Consider the following 17,516-nt stretch of genomic DNA (forward strand, 5'->3'; position numbering starts at 1 on the left):
CGGGGTCGTGCATGGACGGGGCCACGTGGTCGTCGCCGAGTCGGGGCGAGCTCCACGACCGCGTCGCGGCGCGCGACGGCCTGCACCGCCTGGGCCGCGAGCAGGCCGCGCTGCGCCGGGTCGCCGAGCTGGTGGCGCACGGCGCCCCGGCCACGGACGTCTTCGGCGCCGTCGCGGCCGAGGCCGCCGGGCTGCTGGACGGCCAGGCGACCACCCTGACGAGGTTCGACGGGGCCGCCGCGCTCGTCGTCGTCGCCGCCCCCGCCGGCCCCGCACCGGTCGGGGCGCACATCGCGTTCGGGCGGGACACGTTGCCCGACCGGGTCCTGCGCACCGCCGACGTGGTCCGCGTCGACGACTACACCGGGCAGCCGGACGCCGAGCTCGCCGCCTCGTTCGGCCTGGGCGCGGCGGTGTCCGCGCCCGTCCTGGTGGCGGGTGAGGTGTGGGGGATGCTCACGGCCACGTCCGGCGACCGCCCCCTGCCGCAGGACACCGGTCCCCGTCTCGAGCAGTTCGCGCGGCTGGTCGCCGCCGCGCTGGGCAGCAGTCAGGCACGGAGCGATCTCCGTGCGCTCGCCGCCGAGCAGGCCGCACTGCGCCGGGTCGCCGAGCTCGTGGCGCGCGGGACGGCCTCCGACGACGTGTTCGTCGCCGTCACGGACGAGGCGTCGGCCCTGCTCGGCGACCTCCCGGTGGCGCTGATGCTCTACGACGACACCGGCGCCGTGGTCGTCGCCACCTGCCACTGCCCGGCGCCCGTCGGCCTCCACGTGCCGTTCAGCGCGGGCACGGCCGTCGATCGGCTGTACCGCACCGGGCGCCCCGCCCACGTCGACACCTACGAGGGCACCCCGATGGCGGGCATCGCCCGCGACGCCGGCATCGTCTCGACCACCGCCGTCCCGATCACGGTCGAGGGCCGGGTGCGGGCCACGCTCGTCTCGAGCAACACCCTGCCCGCGACCCGCGACGCCGTGGAGGCGCGCCTCACCCAGTTCGCCGAGCTGGCCGCCGTGGCGATCGCGAACGCTGACGCCCGGGCCGAGCTCACCGCCTCGCGGGCGCGCGTCGTCGCCACCGCCGACGAGACCCGCCGACGCCTCCAGCGCGACGTGCACGACGGCGCGCAGCAGCGGCTCGTCCACACGATCATCGCGCTGAAGCTCGCCCGGGACGCCCTCGCCGCCGGCTCCTCGGCGGCCGACCTCGTCGACGAGGCCCTGGCCAACGCCGAGCGCGCCAACGCCGAGCTCCGCGACCTCGTCCACGGCATCCTGCCGGGCTCGCTCACCCGTGGGGGCCTGCGCGCCGGGATCGAGTCGCTCGTCGCCGACATCGCAGTGCCCGTCGACGTCGGCGTCACCGCGCCCCGCCTGCCCGCCGCGACGGAGACCACCGCCTACTTCGTCGTCGCCGAGGCCCTGACGAACATGGTCAAGCACGCCCGTGCCCGCCGGGCCCGCGTGCAGGTCGACCTGGAGGGCGACGACCTCCTGATCGAGGTCCGCGACGACGGCGTCGGCGGTGCGGACCCGACCCTGGGCACCGGACTCGTCGGGCTGCTCGACCGCGTCGACGCCGCGGAGGGCAGCCTCGCGATCACCAGCCCGATCGGGGTGGGCACCACCGTGCGGGCCACCCTGCCGTGCCGACCCGAGGTCCGGGGGGACGCCGGCACGTGACGCGTCCTGCGCGGACCGGAGGTCTGGCGGAGTAGCCGAGCGGCGGCGCGCGCCTCGGCCTGCGCATCGACGTCCCCGCGGTCGAGGGACTCACCCCTCCGCGGCGTCCTCGGGGAAGGCCGGCGGGTCGGACAGCTCCCGCGGTGGGGGCGAGGCCTCGGACACGGGCTCGAGGGCCGTGAGCTGGAAGCGCAGGACGTCCCGGGAGGGCCCGGGACCGTCGGGGCACCAGCCGAGCACGCCGGTACCGGGCACGGTGAGGCCGCCGAAGGTGCGGTGCTCGAGGATCTCGGCGGCGAAGGGCACCTCACGGAAGAACCCGGTGCCCTCGGGGTCGCCCCAACGCACGGTGCTGACCCGGCGGGGCAGGCCGCCCCGGTGCAGGGTGAGGCGAAGCGACACCGGAGTGCCGGCCACGGCGAAGGACACCGAGACGGTGTCCCGGCTCTCGGCCGTCCAGCACACCGTGTCCGAGGGCAGCAGGACGGGCGGGACCCACATCGCGCTGAGCGCGGCGTGGGCGACGTCGGCGCGGGCGAGGTCCGGGCCGACGAGCGCGGGGTGGAGGCACCGCCGCAGCAGCGTGGTGCTCCGCCGGGCGCGGCCTGTCACCCAGGAGTCGACGACCCGCAGGCCGCCGGCCACCCGCATCTCTCGGAAGTAGCCGTGCGCCGGGAGCGTCACCTCGTGGCCGCGGTAGGGCCACCAGGAGCGGCCGAGTCGGATCAGCCCGCGGCTGCGGATACGCACCCCGACGACGCCCGCGGCGGCGGGGCACACCGAGGCCTCCCGGTAGCGGTCCGCGAGCGCGGACGACGCCGCCGTCGCGTCCCCGACGACCGGCTCCGTCCCCCCGAGCGTCCCCCTCGTGTCCATCGCCACCATCCCGTTTCCTCCACCTTCGACGCCGTCTCGGGCATCCCGCCCGGAGATCACGGTGGCGCGGGGACCGGGCTCGGCGGCAGGGTCTCCAGCGTCCCGCCGGGCGACCGGAGGGCCTGTCCGTCCGGGCCTTCCGTCCCACGGCAGGAGGCCCTCCGGCCGGGGACCGTCCCGCGCGCGGGGGGATGAACTGGGCAGATGATCGAACGAGACACCGATGTCCCGGCCGGCATCGACGCGGTCCGTGCCGTCGGCACGCTGAGCCGTCACGACTACGACACGGTCGTGGTCCCCATGCTCGACGCCGCCGTCCGCGAGGGGCGCCGCCTGCGCTTCCTCTGCGTGGTCGACGAGGACTTCCACGGCCTCACCCCCGACGGGATGTGGGCCGACGTCAAGCTCGGCCTCACGGCCATGCGCAATCTCGAGGGCTGCGCGGTGGTCAGCGACCTGACCTGGGTGCGGGACACGACGCAACTCGCGGCCTTCTTCCTACCCGGCCACGTGCGGGTGTTCGACGCCGTCCAGCGGGAGGAGGCGCTGCGCTGGCTCGAGGCCCTGCCGGGACGGCTCGCGACCACGCGGACCGACCCCGCTGCGGGGGTGGTGGTCGCCGACGTCGGCCAGCCGCTGCGGCGCGAGGACGTCGAGGTCATCGCGACGGCGGTGGACAGCTGGCTCGCCGACCACACCGACCTGCCCGGGCTCGTCCTGCACGCCTCGTCGTTCCCCGGTTGGGAGAACCTCGGTGCCCTCGTGGAGCACCTGCGCTTCGTGGGCGGCCACCAGCGCCGGGTCGGCCGCGTCGCCCTGGCCGTGGACGGCCAGCCCGTCGGGGTCGCCGCGCGCGTGGCGGGCGCCCTGCTCCACCCGGAGGTCCGCCACTTCGCCACGAGCGAGATCGACGCGGCGATCGCCTGGGCGGGCGCGCGCGTCCGACCGGCAGCCTCGGCCTGACGAGGCCCTCACCGCCGGGACCGGGCGTCGGTCCCGTCACCCTCGGGCGCCGAGAACACCGCGCCGTCTCCCCGGGCCCAGGGTTTCGGCACCGGGGCGATCTTGCCGACCTGTCAGGGCCGGAGGCGGAGCACCGCGTGCCCGACGCCGGTCTCGTGCGGGTCCGCGCGCAGGGCGGCCCGTCGGACGGCCTCACCGTCGAAGGCCTCGACGTGCACGTCCGCGCGCAGGCCGCGCAGGGCGGCCTCCACGGTCGCCGACTCGAGCACGATGCCGGCCACGACGGCCTCGCGGACGGTGTCGGTGCGGGTGCACACCGCCAGCACGGGGTCACGCCGCCACGGCAGATCGAGCGTGAGGGTGTCGGCGGGCACCGAGCCCGGACCGTGCCAGGCCGGCTTCCCGTCCCGGGTCGGACCGTTGAGCAGGTGCAGCCAGGCGCCCCGGGACCCCGCCGCGTGGGCGACGTCGACGACGCGCGCCTGGTCGGCCGGTGCGGCGTAGCGCGGCGGCGCCCCGTTCCCCCGGCACCGGTCGATGCGACGTCGCGCGAGGTCGGTCGGTGTCGCGGGTCGTCGGCCGGTGCCCGTGACCACCGCCAGGGGCCGCGCGTCCGGGGTCCCGGCGATGACGGTCCGAGGCGCCCACCCGAGGGCGCGCAGGGTGTTCTCGACCGCGCCGACGAGGCGCCCCGCCTGCACGAGCGCCTGGTGCCGCGGTGTTCCTGCCGACGGATCCGGTGCGAGGTCGATGCGCCGGTCGTGGACCGACACCGAGCACGCGGGTACCGCCGGCCCACCGAGGGGTTCGAGAGCCTGCAGGAGAGCTGTGATCTCGGCCGGGGACCACCGGCCGGCCGAGGTCGACGGCGGACGGGTCGCGCTCATGGGCCGGGGCGGGCCGCGGTCGGCGTGCGGCTCAGGCGAGCGGGCCCGCCGCCAGCGGTCCGGCGAGCGCCCACGCGTCCTGCGGCGTCGTCTCCTCGGCGATCCGCGGCGGCGGGACGACCGTCACCGGGCACGGGGCGCGCAGGACCACGGCCAGGCCGACCGAGCCCAGTAGCCGGCTGCGCAGGCCGCCGCGGCCGCGGTGGCCGACGACCAGCAGGGCGGCGTCCTCGGCCTCCTGCACCAGCACGTGCGCCGGAGACCCCGACACGGCCAGGACCTCGACCGGCACGGCCTTGTCCGCGGCATCCATCCCGCCGCGGAGCTCCTCGACCCGGGCGCGCGCGCTGTCCTGCACGGCCCGGCGGAGGCTGCCGTCGTCCGCGAGCAGCGGCATCCCGAAGTCGGCCATCCAGGCGTCGGGCGGCTCGTGCGCCACCACGACACGCACACCGAGACCACGACGGGCGGCTTCGTCCAGGGCGTACCGCAGCGCCTCCTCGGCACAGGCCGAGCCGTCGAACCCCACCACGATCGTTCCGCGGCCGTTCTCCGTTGCGTCCATCGTGCACTCCCCGTCGTCCCGACCAGCGGTTGTTCCCGGGTACAGCGTGCCGACGAGGCGTGCTCCGGCACCGGAGGCGGACGGCCCTGCCTCGGGGGTCCTTCGGTCCCTGGTGACCCACCGGAGCGGCACGGAGGCTGTGATCGAGGACGAGGAGGTGCCCCGTGCACCAGGAGACACCGCGCGCGCCCGCCCGCGGAAGCGGACCGCCGACCGGGAGCGAGGTCGAGGAGCTGCTGCACGCCGCGGCGCTCGCCCCGTCGAGCCACAACACCCAGCCGTGGCGGGTGCGCTGGCACGACGGCGCGGTCGAGGTGCACGGTGACCCGGAGCGGATGCTCCCCGCCGCGGACCCCGTGGGACGGGAGCTGCGGATGGCGTGCGGGGCAGCCATGGTCAACGTCCGGCTGAAGGCGCGCACCCAGGGCCGCCGGGTGCATGCCCAGCTGATGCCGGACCCCGACGACCCCTGGTTCCTCGGTCGCGTACGGCCCGGGGCGCCGCTGGTCCCGTCGGACTGGGAGGTCGAGCTCGCGGCGGCCATCCCGCGGCGCCACACGAACCGGCACCCGTTCACCGGGCCTCCGCTGTCGGTCACCCTGCGCGCGGAGCTCGAACGGGCGGCCTGGCGGGAGCGCTGCCGGCTCATCGTCGTGGCGGACCCGCGGGAGCGACGCCGGCTGCGCGAGATCACCGTCGAGGCCCACCAGCGGCAGCAGAGCGATCCCGCCTTCCTCGCGGAATGGGAGCGTTGGGTCGGGCACCCCGACCGGGTCGACGACGGCCTCCCGCCGGCGCACGCCCGGCGCGCACCCCGCCCGGACGATGCCTGGCGGCCGCGTGACTTCGCCGGGTCGGTCCCCGACGCCGACCGCTCGAGCGCCCCGGAGCCCGGCCAGGACGAACCCACGATCGCCGTGCTCACCTCCTACGACGACACCGCGCTCACCCACGTCCGGGCCGGACAGGCGATGCAGCAGGTGCTGCTCACCGCGACCGCCCGCGGTGTGGGCGCCTCCTTCATCGCGCCCCCGGTGGAGCTCCCGGACGTCCGGACCGAGGTCCGTGCCCTGCTCGGCGGCGTGATGTGGCCCCAGGTCGTGCTCCGGCTGGGGCGGGGCCGCCCGGTCTACCCGACGCCGCGGCGTCAGTCGGGACACTGAGGGTCGAGCGGGACCCACCACGAGAGCCGCGTGCCGGACCCGGTGGCCGCGCGGCTCACGTCGGCGTCCCCCCCGAGGGCACGGGCGCGGGCCACGAGGTTGGCCAGGCCGCTGCGCGCGACGTTCTCCGGGATACCGGCCCCGTCGTCGGTGACGTCCACCGCGAGGATGTCGTCCACCGAGACGGTGACGACGACGGACTGCGGGGCCGCGTGTCGCACCGCGTTCGACACGCCCTCGCGCACGACGGCCTCGACCTGCACGACGAGCTCCTCGGGCACGGCGTCGACCGCCCCCGAGAGGCGCACCACCGGCTCGAGGGCGACGTGGGCGGTCATCTCGGCGACCGCGCCGCGCAGGCGCCCACCGAGACCGGTGCCCCCTCCGACGACGTGCAGGTCGAAGATGCTCGTGCGGATGTCCCGGATGATGCCGTCGATCTGGTCGACCGCCTCGTTGACCCTCTGCGCCGCCTCGGGCAGGGCGGCGAGGCGGGCCTGGGTGGCCTGCAGCCCGAGGCCGACCGCGAAGAGCCGCTGCAGCACGTGGTCGTGCAGGTCGGCGGCGATCCGCTCGCGGTCCGAGGCGACGTCGAGCTGGCGACGCGCGCGCTGCGACTCCGCGAGACGCAGGACGAGGGCGGCCTGGTCGGCGAAGGAGGCCACGGCGGACAGGCCCTCGGCGTCGAGCCCCTCCGAGCCCGCACGGCGCACCACGACGAGCACCCCCGTGATCGCCGTGGTGCCGTCGAGCGGCACCAGCAGGGCCGGGCCGAAGCGACGGTCCTGCCCGTCCACGGTCAGCACGAGGTCCTCCTCCACGCGAGGCGCGTGGATGCGCCCGACCGTGGCCAACGCGGAGCCGTCGAGCCCGAGCCGGGCCCCGACCGGCAGCCGGTCCTCGAGACCGACGCTCACCGTCACCCGCACCGGAGGCGCGACGTCGCCCTCGGCCACCACCGGCGGCGGCGTCGTGATCATCGCGCCGCACCCGTCGGCGAGCTCCGCCGCGCGCTCGGCAGCGAGCACGAGCGCCTCGCCCGGATCCGCTCCGGCCAGGACCTGCGTGGTGATCTCACCGGAGGCCTCCAGCCACCGCCGCCGACGCTGCCCCTCGACCACCAGACGCTCCGTGGCCTGGTGCAGGCGCGCGTTCTCGACGGCGACGGCAGCCGCGGCCGCCAGGGCGACCGTCACGTCCTCGTCCTCGGCGGTGAACTCACCGCGACGCTTGTCGGTGAGGTACAGGTTGCCGAACACCTCGCCCCGGACCCGGATCGGCACCCCGAGGAAGCTCGCCATCGGCGGGTGGTGGGCCGGGAAGCCGACCGAGGACGGGTGCGCGTGGAGATCGCCGAGCCGGAGCGGTTCGGGGTGGCGGATCAGCTCACCGAGCAGGCCGAGGCCGCGGGGCAGGTCCCCGATCCGCGCCCGGGTGTCGTCATCGAGCCCGGTCGTGACGAAACGGGCCAGTCCGGTGCCGGCCTCGTCGAGGACGCCCAGCGCGCCGTAGCGGGCGTCGACCAGCTCGGACGCCACCTCGACCACCCGGCGCAGGGTCGAGTCCAGGTCCAGGCCCTCGGCGATCGCGATCATCGAGGAGTACAGGGCCCCGGCGCGCTCCGGGCTCCCGGTGCCGGCGGCGCGACCCTCGTGTCGCCCCACCGACGCCGCGCCGCGCCGCGGGGCGCCGGTGCTGTCGCCCACGATGTGTGTCTCCTGCTCGTCGGGGCGGAGGCCTGACCCCATCGTGTCCCCGGGCCGGCCACGAGACCAGGGGTCGGAGGTCCCGACGCTCACACGGCGACCGGGGGATGGTGCGGGCAGCCGGCCCGGTGATGGGTGTCGACGTGCACGGTGCCGGGGACGGCGGCGGCGATCACGGTGGCGAGGTGCTGCTCCACCGGATCGTCGAAATCGTCGCAGAGCGCGATCTCGCCCTTCCTCGCGTGGACCGTCCACCGGCTCCATCCGGCGTACGCGTCGAGCTTGCGCTCCACCGCGGCACACAGGTCGGCGTCGCTGCGGGCGAGGACCCGGGTGACGTCGAGCCGGGTCACGATGCCCACGAGTTCGTCGTCGGCGACGACGGGCAGGCTGCGCAGGCCGCGGTCCACCATGAGCACGGCGACCTCGGCGATGTCGGTGTCGGGATGCACGGCGTACGCCGTCCTCGTCATCATCTCGCCGACCCGGGCCGGCGGCCCCGCGTCGGCGTCGTGGGCTCGCAGCACGTCGGACCAGGTCACCACCCCCACCAGCGCCCCGCCGGCGAGGACCGGCAGCATCGCGAACCCGTACCGGCTCAGGAGCCCGGCGGCGTCGTGCACCGACGTCCCCGACGACACCGTGAGTGGCGCCGGTGTCATCACGTCGCGGATGCGCATCCCGGCGCCTCCTCCCAGAGATACGGGCGCCGGCGGACGTCGGCCGCGGTGAGCGTCCGGCACCAGGCCGGGACGCCGTCAGGGTCGTTGGTCCCGTCCCCGGCCGCTGCGGCGACCGACGCCCGCCGGACCGGAGGTCCCGGGTCCCGCGGCCCGATGACCCTGACGATCGAGGACGCCGCCGCGTGGGATGGGGCCAGACGTCACGGACAGGAAGCGAACCGATGACCACCACCTCCGGACCGCCCTCGGAACCGCGGCACATCGTCCCGAGCCGCCCCGTCCGCGTCGTCGACGAACGGACCTCGGTCGCCGAGGCCCTGCGGGTCATGCGTGTCGCGGGCGTGCGCCACGTGCCGGTCGTCACCGGCGGCCGGTGCGTCGGTGTCCTCGTCGACCGCGACGTCGTGGCCGCCGCCGTCGAGGGCACCACGGGCCCGGCCGCCCGGTGGGCCCGCTCCCCCGTGCCGACGGTGGCTCCCGAGGACCCGCCCCACGTCGTCGCCCGAGCGGTGCTCGACGGGGGACTGGACGCGGCCCTCGTGGTGGACGACGGCATCGTCGTCGGCATCGTCACGGCCACCGACGCCCTGGCGGCCCTTGCCGGGAGGCCGACGACCTGACCTCTCGCCGCGCCCCGGCCTGCGCTTGACTCCGCGCGGGGGCGGTCCAGGATGGGTCGACACGCCGTGCGCGATGCCGAGAGAGGGTGGGCAGTGCTCGAGCACCCCGACCCCTCCATCCCCTCGGAAGGGCTCTCCTTTCCCTCGGTGGCCCGACTCGAGCTCGACGAGCTGCTCGACCAGCTCATCACCCGCGCCACCGAGGTCAAGCTCACCCAGGGCCGGCTGCGGGGGCTGCTCGACGCGACGCACCACATCACGGCCGGCCTCGAGCTCGACGACCTCGTCGCGCGGATCGTGGAGAGTGCCCGGGCCCTCGTGGGCGCCCACTACGCCGCGCTCGGCGTGGTGCGCGACGGCCGCCTGATCCGTTTCGTCCACGTCGGCATGGACTCCGCGACCGTCGCGCGCATCGGCGCGCTCCCGCAGGGCAAGGGGGTACTGGGCTGCCTCATCGACGACCCGAAGCCGCTGCGCCTGACCGATCTCAGCACCCACCCGGCGGCCGTCGGCTTCCCCGAGGGGCATCCTCCGATGCACTCCTTCCTCGGGGTTCCCCTCCGCGCCGGCGGCACCGTCTACGGCAACCTCTACGTCACCGAGAGCGAGCGCGGGGACGAGTTCTCGGCCGAGGACGAGCAGCTCCTCACCGCCCTGGCGGGCGCCGCGGGGATCGCCGTGGAGAACGCGCTGCTCCTCGACGCCGCCCGCCGCCGGGAGGCCTGGCAGGCCGCGTCGGCGCGCCTCGCGAGCGACCTGCTCGCCGGGGAGCTCCCGCCCGAGGGGGAGCACCAGCACCTGCTGGAGGCCGCGGTCGACGTGGCCAGGGCCCACGGGGCCGCCATCACCGAGGTCACCGACGCCGATCCCGGACGAGCGACGGTCACCGCCGCGGCCGGCCAGCTCGACGACTGGGCCGGTCGGACGGTCGCCACACCGGGCTCGATCACGCAGGCTGCGCTCGACGAGGGCGGGCCCTTGCTCATCGCCGATGCCGTGGCGGACCCCCGCACGACCGGGGTCGTGGATCGCGCCCCCGAGGTGGGCCCGGTCCTCGCCGTGCCGATGTCGGCGTCACGCGGCGGACCCGGGACGCGCTCGGTCCTCGTCCTGACGCGTGCCGCCGGCGAGGACGTCTTCGGCCCGGTGGAAGCCGAGATGTTGCTCGGGTTCGCCATCCATGCCACCACGGCGATCGAGCTGGCGCGGGGACGGCGTGACCGCGAGACGGTCCGCGCCCTGGAGGACCGGGAGAACCTGGTGCTCTCGCTGTCCGAGCAGGTCCTGCAACGGGTGCAGCGGGTCGGGCTCACCCTGGCCGGTACCGCGTCGGCGGCCGAGCCGGCTCTGCGAGATCGTCTGCTCGCGCAGGTCGCCGAGCTCGACGACGTGGTCCGCGCGGTGCGCGACACGGTGTTCCCGCGCTGAGGGGGTTCGCTCAGCGCGGGAACTCGTGGTCGGGGCCGGTGAAGCGACGCCAGGCCGCGTCCCAGGCGCGCAGACGGCCGCGATCGAGGAACCAGCGCAGCGCGGCGAGCAGGAGCAGCGAGACGACCAGGTCGCCGACGACGAGGAAGAGCGCGGTCAGGAAGCCCTGACCCGCGGGACGGTCGGGCGGCATCGGGGCGACGGTGACACGGTCCTGACGGTCCAACCAGACGACGCGGGCGTCACCGCGCCGAGCCGTGGAGGTGACACGGAGGTCCTGGACCCGTGGAGTGCCGTCCGCGGCGATCCAGCGCACGGGTGCCCGGTGATCGCCGGTGACGGAGTCGGGAGAACCGTCGGTGGGAGCGGCCAGCACCTCGGCTCTCACGGCGTGCCGCTCGGCCTGCTGGAGGGCGACCTGAGGGGCCAGACGCGCCGTCACGTCGCTGCCCGCGGCCAGAGCGACGGGCACGAGCAGGAGACCGAGGAGCAGCAGCAGCCAGCGCGCGCCCACCTCGATCCGGTCGCTGCCACGGCGCAGGGTCGACCTCTTCGGCACGAACGCGCCGACGACCCGGCGCGCGGCCCCGGTCGTGCCGCCCATGGTGAGCCGCCTCCCTCGTGACCTCTCCGCGGTCCCGACGAGAGTGGCCGGAGGCCGTGCTCCGCCGGCACGGGCACCGGGCCCGTCGTCGGTGGCCGAGGGGCCTGATCTCGTCAGGACCCCTGGCGGGACCTTGGACCCTGATCATCGATGCGCCCGCGCCGGGATCGTCGTCGGCGTCCCGCACGTCCGTGCGGAACGCGAGGCGGGGAGGCACTCGAGATGGCGCTGGATCTGGCGCGCTGGCAGTTCGGCGTGATCACCGTCTACCACTTCCTCTTCGTCCCGCTCACCATCGGCCTGTCGCTGCTGGTCGCGATGATGCAGACCGCGTGGGTCCGCACCGGCGACGAACGCTGGCTGCGGATGACGAAGTTCTGGGGCAAGCTCTTCCTGATCAACTTCGCCATGGGCGTGGTCACCGGCATCGTGCAGGAATTCCAGTTCGGGATGAACTGGAGCGACTACAGCCGCTTCGTCGGCGACATCTTCGGAGCGCCGCTGGCGATCGAGGGGCTGCTCGCGTTCTTCCTCGAGTCGACCTTCCTCGGCCTGTGGATCTTCGGCTGGGGCCGGCTGTCGCCGAGGGTCCACCTGGCCACGATCTGGCTGGCCGCGATCGGCACCGTGCTCTCGGCGTACTTCATCCTCGCTGCGAACTCCTGGATGCAGCACCCGGTCGGCTCCGTGGTCAACCCGGTCACCGGGCGCGCCGAGCTCACCGACTTCGGCGCCGTGCTCACCAACTCCACGGCCGTCGGCGCCTTCACGCACACGATCACCGCGGCGTTCCTCTCCGCGGGCATGTTCATGCTCGGCATCTCGGCCTGGCACCTGGCGCGGAAGAACGAGACGCGGGTCTTCCGGTCGTCGCTGCGGATGGCGCTGGTGACCGTGCTGGTCGCCGGTGTCGGGGTCGTCGTGACCGGTGACCTGCAGGCCAAGCTCATGACCGAGCAGCAGCCGATGAAGATGGCCGCCGCCGAGGCCCTCTGGACCACGAGCTCACCGGCCTCGTTCTCCCTGTTCACCATCGGCAGCCTCGACGGCTCCCAGGAGGTCTGGAGCGTCCGGGTGCCCAAGGTCCTGTCGTTCATGGCCACCGGCGACCCCGAGGGCACGGTCGAGGGGATCAACGACGTGCAGCGCGACTCCGAGGCCCGGTTCGGCCCCGGGGACTACACGCCCAACGTCCCGATCGCCTACTGGACCTTCCGCGTCATGGTGGGATTCGGCGCGCTGGCCCTGCTCGTCGCGCTGGCCGGCGCCTGGCTGCAGCGCGGGGGCCGCGTGCCGGCCTCCCGCTGGTTCACCTACGCCGCTCTGGCCGGCATCGGGTTCCCGGTGGTGGCCAACTCGGTGGGCTGGATCTTCACCGAGATGGGCCGCCAGCCGTGGGTCGTCTACGGCACCCTGCGCACCGCGGACGGGGTGAGTCCCTCGGTCGGCCCGGCCTCCGTGGCCACCTCGATGATCGTGTTCACCCTGCTCTACGGCGTGCTCGCCGTGGTCGAGGTGACCCTGCTCGTCCGGTACGCCCGCAAGGGCCCGGACCCCCTGCCGCCCCCCGACGAGGCGGCCCCGAGCGAGGACGCCCCGCGCCCGCTCGCCGTCGCCTACTGATCCCGCCCGACCCACCGAGATCGAGGACATCATGTTCGGGCTCGCCCTGACCGACATCTGGTTCCTGCTCATCGCCCTGCTCTGGACGGGCTACTTCGTCCTGGAGGGCTTCGACTTCGGTGTCGGCGCCCTGCTCGGCGTGCTGGGTCGCGACGAGACGGACCGCCGCCGGGTCGTCAACACCATCGGCCCGCTCTGGGACGGCAACGAGGTCTGGCTGATCGTCGCCGGCGGTGCCACGTTCGCCGCGTTCCCCGAGTGGTACGCGAGCCTGTTCTCCGGCTTCTACCTCGCGCTGCTGATCGTGCTGGTCGCGCTGATCGGTCGCGGGGTCGCGTTCGAGTACCGCGGCAAGGTGGACGACGACCGCTGGCGCCGGCGGTGGGACGCCGTGATCATCGGGTGCTCCGCGGTGCCCGCCCTGCTCTGGGGGGTCGCGTTCGCCAACATCGTGGCGGGCGTGCCGCTGGACGCCGACCACGAGTACACCGGCACCTTCGTCACGCTGCTCACCCCGTATGCCCTGCTCGGCGGGCTGACCACCCTGCTGGTGTTCCTCGTGCACGGCGCCGTGTTCGTCAGCCTCAAGACCGACGGCGACCTCCGGCTGCGCGCCCACCGCCTCGCGCTGCGCCTCGGCCTGGTCGCGGTCCCGGTGGCCGGCGGGTTCCTCGTCTGGACCCAGCTCGCCCACGGCAAGGGCTGGACGCTAGTCAGCGTCGCGCTGGCCGCCGGCGCGCTCGTCGGTGCCGTCCTGCTCGTCGGCCGGGGTCGCGAGGGCTGGGCGTTCACCCTGACCGCGGTCACCATCGTCGCCACCACGGTGACGCTGTTCGGGTCGCTCTACCCGGACGTCCTGCCGTCGAGCACCGACCCCGCCGGCACGCTGACCACGACGAACGCCGCGTCCACGCCCTACACGCTCGGGATCATGACCTGGGTGGCGCTCGCGGTGACACCGATCGTGCTGGCCTACCAGGCCTGGAGCTACTGGGTGTTCCGCCGCCGGCTCACCCGCGACGACATCCCCGCGGCCACCGGCCTGCCGCCCCGCGAGCCCGTGGTCCGGCAGTGAAGCCGCTCGACCCCCGCCTGCTGCGCCACGTCCGCCCGGCCCGCGCCTTCGTGGTGCTCACCGCCGCGGCGGGCGTGGCCACGGCCGGCCTCGTCGTCGTGCAGGCCGACCTGCTCTCGCAGGTCGTGGCCCGGGCCTTCCTCGACCGAGCACCGCTCGCCGCCCTCACCGCGCTCCTCGTCGGGCTGGGCGTCGTGGTCGCCGGACGCGCGCTGCTGGCCTGGGCCACCGAGGCCGCGGCGGTCCGTGCCAGCGCCCGCGTCACCGGGCGGCTGCGCGCCGACCTCGTCGACCACGCCCTGCGCCTGGGACCGCGCGATCCCCGCCTGCCCTCGACCGGGGAGCTCGGCACCCTCGCCACGCGCGGGGTGGACGCGCTCGACGGCTATCTGCGCCGCTACCTGCCCACGCTCCTGCTCGCGACGACCGTTCCGCTGCTGGTCGGGGTACGCCTGCTCACCGCCGACTGGCTCGCGGCGGTGATCGTCGCGGTGACCGTGCCCCTGATCCCTCTCTTCATGGTGCTCGTCGGCCTGCGCACCCGCGACGACACCGCCCGCCGCTGGCGGGCCATGGCCGTGCTCGGACACCACTTCCTCGACCTCGTCGCCGGGCTCGACGTCCTGGTCGCCTTCGGCCGGGCCGGTGCTCAGGACGGACGTCTGCGCGCGGTCGCCGAGGAGTACCGGCGGACCACGATGCGGACCCTGCGGGTGGCGTTCCTGTCGGCGCTGGTGCTCGAGGTGCTGGCCACACTCTCCGTCGCCCTCGTCGCCGTCTCGGTGGGTCTGCGGCTGGCCGGGGGGCGCCTCGACCTCGCCACCGGGCTGCTGGTGATCATGCTGGCGCCCGAGATCTACCTGCCGCTGCGCGCGGTCGGCGCCCGCTTCCACGACAGCATGGAAGGCCTCGCGGCGGCCGACGACGTGTTCGCGGTGCTCGAGACCCCGACGGCGCACGACGCCGGTGCCCGCCGCCCGGCGCCGGACCCCTCGCGGGTCCCGCTGCGCCTCGACGGGGTCGGCGTCGACGGCCGGGGCGGACCCGTCCTGGACGACCTTGACCTCACCGTGGGCCCCGGCGAGACCGTCGGGCTGCGCGGACCGAGCGGGGTGGGCAAGTCCACGCTCCTCGACCTCGTCACCGGACTGCGTCGGCCCGACCGCGGACGGGTCTCGGTCGGGGGCGTCGGCCTCGACGACCTCGACGAGGAGGCATGGCGGGCGCGGATCGCGTGGGTGCCCCAGCGGCCCGTGCTCGTCGCCGGCAGCGTCGCGGACAACATCCGGTCGGGGGCGCCGGACGCCGACGACCACGCCCTCCGGCGCGCCGCCGACGTGGCTCGGGTGGACCTCGCCCTCGACGGCCCGGTCGGCGAGCGGGGCGCGGGCCTGTCCACCGGCCAGCAGCGCCGCGTCGCGCTGGCCCGGGCACTCGTCACCGACCGCCCCCTCCTGCTGCTCGACGAGCCGACCGAAGGGGTCGACGCGGACACCGAGTCCGCCCTGCTCGCGGCCCTGCCCGAGGCGCTCGCCGGGCGCAGCGCGATCCTCGTGAGCCATCGCCCCGCGGTCCTGGCCGCCTGCGACCGCGTGGTGGACCTGGCCGACCGGCGCGCTCCGGCGCCGGTCGTCGAGCCCACGTCCGTCACCGGCCGGACCATGCCGGCCTCCGTTGCTCCGAGCGCTCCCGGGGACGAGGAGCCGGCGGCTCCCGGGCGGAGCCGCGGTGCGCTGCGGTGGCTCGCCGCCGCCGTCCGTCCCCGATGGGCCCGGCTCGCCGGCGCGGTCCTGCTCGGGGCCGGCGCGGTCGGCAGCGGCGTGGCGCTCGCGGCCACCTCGGCCTGGCTGATCTCCGCGGCCGCGCTGCAGCCCCCGCTGCTCACCCTGATGGTGGCGATCGTCGCGGTCCGCGCGTTCGGCCTCTCCAAGGGCGTCCTGCGCTACCTCGAGCGGCTCGCGACCCACGACGCCGCCCTGCGCCTCGGCGCGGACCTGCGGGTACGGGTCTGGCAGGCCCTCGTCCGGCGGGGGCCCGCGGCCACCGCCACGCAGCGCCGCGGCGATCTGCTCGCCCGGCTGACCGGCGACGTCGACGCCCAGCAGGACGTCCTGGTGCGCGGGCTCGTCCCCGCGGGATCGGCGCTGCTCGTCGGGACGGGTCTCGTCGGCCTGTTCGCGGTCCTGCTGCCCGAGGCCGCCCTCGTCCTCGCGCTCGGTCTGGTCCTCGCCGGTGTCGTGGCCCCGCTGCTCGGTGTGATCGCCGGCCGCCGGGCCGCGCGCACGACGGCCGCCGCCCGCGCCGCGGTCGCCACCGGCACCCTGGAGCTGCTCGACGGCGCCGCGGACCTGATCGTCCTCGGTGCGGCCGCCCGGCGCCGTCGGCGGCTCGCCGACCACGACGCCGCCCTCGCGGAACGGACCGTGGCCCAGGCCGGCGGCGCCGGCCTCGGCACGGGGCTCGGTGTCCTCGGCATCGGCCTGGCCATGATCGGCGCCACCGTCGCCGGCGTCCTCGCCCTGGCCGACGGGCGGCTCGCCCCGACGGCGCTGGCCGTGCTCGCGCTGACGCCGCTGGCCGCCGCCGAGCTCGTCGCGGGACTGCCCGACGCCGCCGCCCGGCTCGCCGAGGCCGGCCCGGCCGCCCGGCGGCTCGCCGAGCTCGAGTCCGGTCCGGCGCCGGTGGCCGATCCCGCCCGGCCCGCACCCGTGCCCGCCGACCCGGCCGTCACCGCCGAGGCCCTGGCCGTGCGTTGGCCGGATGCCGTGTCCGAGGCGGTCAGCGGCGTGACCTTCGTGCTCCCGCCCCGTGGACGCATGGTGCTCGCCGGCCCGTCCGGTGCCGGCAAGAGCACCGTCCTCGCCGCGCTCCTGCGCTCCCTCCCGGCCGCCCGCGGCGCCGTCACCCTCGACGGGCACGACACCGCGACGATGGCCGCCGAGGAGGTCCGCGACCGGTTCGGATGGTGCGGCCCCGCCGCGCACCTGTTCGACAGCACCCTGCGCGAGAACCTGCGCCTGGCCCGCCCGGGCGCGACGGACGACGAGCTGGTCGTCGCGCTGCGCCATGCCCGCCTCGGCGCGTGGTTCGCGTCGCTGCCCGACGGGCTCGACACGGCCCTCGGCGACCACGGCGGGGCGGTGTCCGGCGGCGAGCGCCAGCGCCTCGCGGTGGCGCGGGTCCTGATCGCCGACCGCCCGATCCTCGCCCTCGACGAGCCCACCGCCCACCTCGACGCCCCGACCGCCGTCGCGCTCGCCGACGAGATCAGCGAGCTCAGTCGCGGTCGTACGGCGATCGTCGTGTCCCACCGCCCGGGGGAGTTCCCGGATCTCCCGGTGGTCACGGTCGGCTCCGCCACCGCGCAGGCCGTGCCCGGCCGGCGGCCGGAGACCACGGCGCGCACGGGTCACGCGACCGGCCTGAGCCCTCCCCCACGCATCCTCGGCGTGGAGGAGGGCGCCCGCGACGGGGCAGGCGCTGCGCCCTGCGTGTGCGGACGGTCCCGACGCTGCGGGGCGAGGTCGGCGGCGGCAGGGACGCGAGGCCCGGATACCGGGGGGCCCGCGTCGTGCCGCCCGACGGGAGCTCGGGACCTGCGCCGCTCCGGGAGGTGACCTCCGGACCTCGACCGCGAG

14 protein-coding genes are annotated in these 17,516 nt (G+C 75.7%); 8 read left to right on the forward strand and 6 right to left on the reverse strand.

All coding sequences use genetic code 11. The annotated features are described in order from the left end of the window. The first annotated feature begins 11 nt into the window (after positions 1–11). A complete protein-coding gene (locus tag PH191_RS13870) occupies positions 12–1,685 on the forward strand; it encodes a GAF domain-containing sensor histidine kinase (protein ID WP_274195181.1) in 1,674 nt (557 codons plus the stop codon). Positions 1,686–1,775: 90 nt separating this feature from the next. Here PH191_RS13870 and PH191_RS13875 read toward each other — a convergent pair whose 3' ends face one another. After that, the gene (locus tag PH191_RS13875) at positions 1,776–2,561 is read right to left on the reverse strand and encodes a DUF6544 family protein (protein ID WP_274195182.1); all 786 of its coding nucleotides are present in this window, start codon (positions 2,559–2,561) and stop codon (positions 1,776–1,778) included. 204 nt (positions 2,562–2,765) lie between these two features. On the opposite strand from PH191_RS13875, the gene PH191_RS13880 reads away from it, so the two are divergent. Beyond that, positions 2,766–3,524, forward strand: coding sequence for a SpoIIAA family protein (locus PH191_RS13880; protein ID WP_274195183.1), 759 nt, complete (start codon positions 2,766–2,768; stop codon positions 3,522–3,524). 113 nt (positions 3,525–3,637) lie between these two features. On the opposite strand, the gene PH191_RS13885 is transcribed toward PH191_RS13880, so the two are convergent. Both PH191_RS13885 and PH191_RS13890 read right to left on the reverse strand, forming a co-directional pair. Further along, complete coding sequence (locus PH191_RS13885; RefSeq protein ID WP_274195184.1) at positions 3,638–4,297, reverse strand: hypothetical protein; 660 nt, start codon at positions 4,295–4,297, stop codon at positions 3,638–3,640. A 145-nt stretch (positions 4,298–4,442) separates the two neighbouring features. Next, the gene (locus PH191_RS13890; RefSeq protein ID WP_274195185.1) at positions 4,443–4,976 is read right to left on the reverse strand and encodes a universal stress protein; all 534 of its coding nucleotides are present in this window, start codon (positions 4,974–4,976) and stop codon (positions 4,443–4,445) included. A gap of 164 nt (positions 4,977–5,140) precedes the next feature. Here PH191_RS13890 and PH191_RS13895 point away from each other — a divergent pair, with 164 nt between their 5' ends. Continuing rightward, entirely contained in the window at positions 5,141–6,139 is a 999-nt protein-coding gene (locus PH191_RS13895; RefSeq protein WP_274195186.1) for an Acg family FMN-binding oxidoreductase, read from the forward strand. On the opposite strand, the gene PH191_RS13900 is transcribed toward PH191_RS13895, so the two are convergent. Both PH191_RS13900 and PH191_RS13905 read right to left on the reverse strand, forming a co-directional pair. Beyond that, a complete protein-coding gene (locus PH191_RS13900) occupies positions 6,124–7,845 on the reverse strand; it encodes a GAF domain-containing sensor histidine kinase (protein WP_274195187.1) in 1,722 nt (573 codons plus the stop codon). The two genes, PH191_RS13895 and PH191_RS13900, sit on opposite strands and share 16 nt — an antisense overlap. 89 nt (positions 7,846–7,934) lie before the next feature. Further along, positions 7,935–8,525, reverse strand: a complete 591-nt coding sequence (locus PH191_RS13905; RefSeq protein ID WP_274195188.1) for a CBS domain-containing protein — start codon at positions 8,523–8,525, stop codon at positions 7,935–7,937. A gap of 224 nt (positions 8,526–8,749) precedes the next feature. Between PH191_RS13905 and PH191_RS13910 the strand changes: the two genes are divergently transcribed. Next, a complete protein-coding gene (locus tag PH191_RS13910) occupies positions 8,750–9,148 on the forward strand; it encodes a CBS domain-containing protein (RefSeq protein WP_274195189.1) in 399 nt (132 codons plus the stop codon). A 147-nt stretch (positions 9,149–9,295) separates the two neighbouring features. Next, positions 9,296–10,576, forward strand: a complete 1,281-nt coding sequence (locus tag PH191_RS13915) for a GAF domain-containing protein (RefSeq protein ID WP_274195190.1) — start codon at positions 9,296–9,298, stop codon at positions 10,574–10,576. A 10-nt stretch (positions 10,577–10,586) separates the two neighbouring features. Here the strand turns inward: PH191_RS13915 and PH191_RS13920 are convergent, their stop codons facing one another. After that, on the reverse strand, positions 10,587–11,180 hold the full coding sequence (locus tag PH191_RS13920; RefSeq protein ID WP_274195191.1) for an Rv1733c family protein: 594 nt from the start codon (positions 11,178–11,180) through the stop codon (positions 10,587–10,589). Between the two features lie 222 nt (positions 11,181–11,402). Here PH191_RS13920 and PH191_RS13925 point away from each other — a divergent pair, with 222 nt between their 5' ends. The 3 genes from PH191_RS13925 to cydD are packed head-to-tail and all read left to right on the forward strand — an operon-like array spanning position 11,403 to position 17,495. Further along, the gene (locus PH191_RS13925) at positions 11,403–12,803 is read left to right on the forward strand and encodes a cytochrome ubiquinol oxidase subunit I (protein WP_274195192.1); all 1,401 of its coding nucleotides are present in this window, start codon (positions 11,403–11,405) and stop codon (positions 12,801–12,803) included. A gap of 31 nt (positions 12,804–12,834) precedes the next feature. Beyond that, positions 12,835–13,878, forward strand: coding sequence for a cytochrome d ubiquinol oxidase subunit II (gene cydB, locus PH191_RS13930; protein WP_274195193.1), 1,044 nt, complete (start codon positions 12,835–12,837; stop codon positions 13,876–13,878). Then, a complete protein-coding gene (gene cydD, locus PH191_RS13935) occupies positions 13,875–17,495 on the forward strand; it encodes a thiol reductant ABC exporter subunit CydD (RefSeq protein WP_274195194.1) in 3,621 nt (1,206 codons plus the stop codon). Before cydB ends, cydD begins: the two co-directional genes overlap by 4 nt. Positions 17,496–17,516 lie beyond the last annotated feature (21 nt).

Source organism: Actinomycetospora callitridis, assembly GCF_028737265.1.
Taxonomy (GTDB): domain Bacteria; phylum Actinomycetota; class Actinomycetes; order Mycobacteriales; family Pseudonocardiaceae; genus Actinomycetospora; species Actinomycetospora callitridis.

Coding starts and splice junctions, on each gene's coding strand:
- PH191_RS13920 (WP_274195191.1), bottom strand. CDS start 11,180: ATGGGCGGCACGACCGGGGCCGCGCGCCGGGTCGTCGGCGCGTTCGTG.
- PH191_RS13905 (WP_274195188.1), bottom strand. CDS start 8,525: ATGCGCATCCGCGACGTGATGACACCGGCGCCACTCACGGTGTCGTCG.
- PH191_RS13925 (WP_274195192.1), top strand. CDS start 11,403: ATGGCGCTGGATCTGGCGCGCTGGCAGTTCGGCGTGATCACCGTCTAC.
- PH191_RS13875 (WP_274195182.1), bottom strand. CDS start 2,561: ATGGACACGAGGGGGACGCTCGGGGGGACGGAGCCGGTCGTCGGGGAC.
- PH191_RS13910 (WP_274195189.1), top strand. CDS start 8,750: ATGACCACCACCTCCGGACCGCCCTCGGAACCGCGGCACATCGTCCCG.
- PH191_RS13870 (WP_274195181.1), top strand. CDS start 12: ATGGACGGGGCCACGTGGTCGTCGCCGAGTCGGGGCGAGCTCCACGAC.
- PH191_RS13890 (WP_274195185.1), bottom strand. CDS start 4,976: ATGGACGCAACGGAGAACGGCCGCGGAACGATCGTGGTGGGGTTCGAC.
- cydB (WP_274195193.1), top strand. CDS start 12,835: ATGTTCGGGCTCGCCCTGACCGACATCTGGTTCCTGCTCATCGCCCTG.
- PH191_RS13880 (WP_274195183.1), top strand. CDS start 2,766: ATGATCGAACGAGACACCGATGTCCCGGCCGGCATCGACGCGGTCCGT.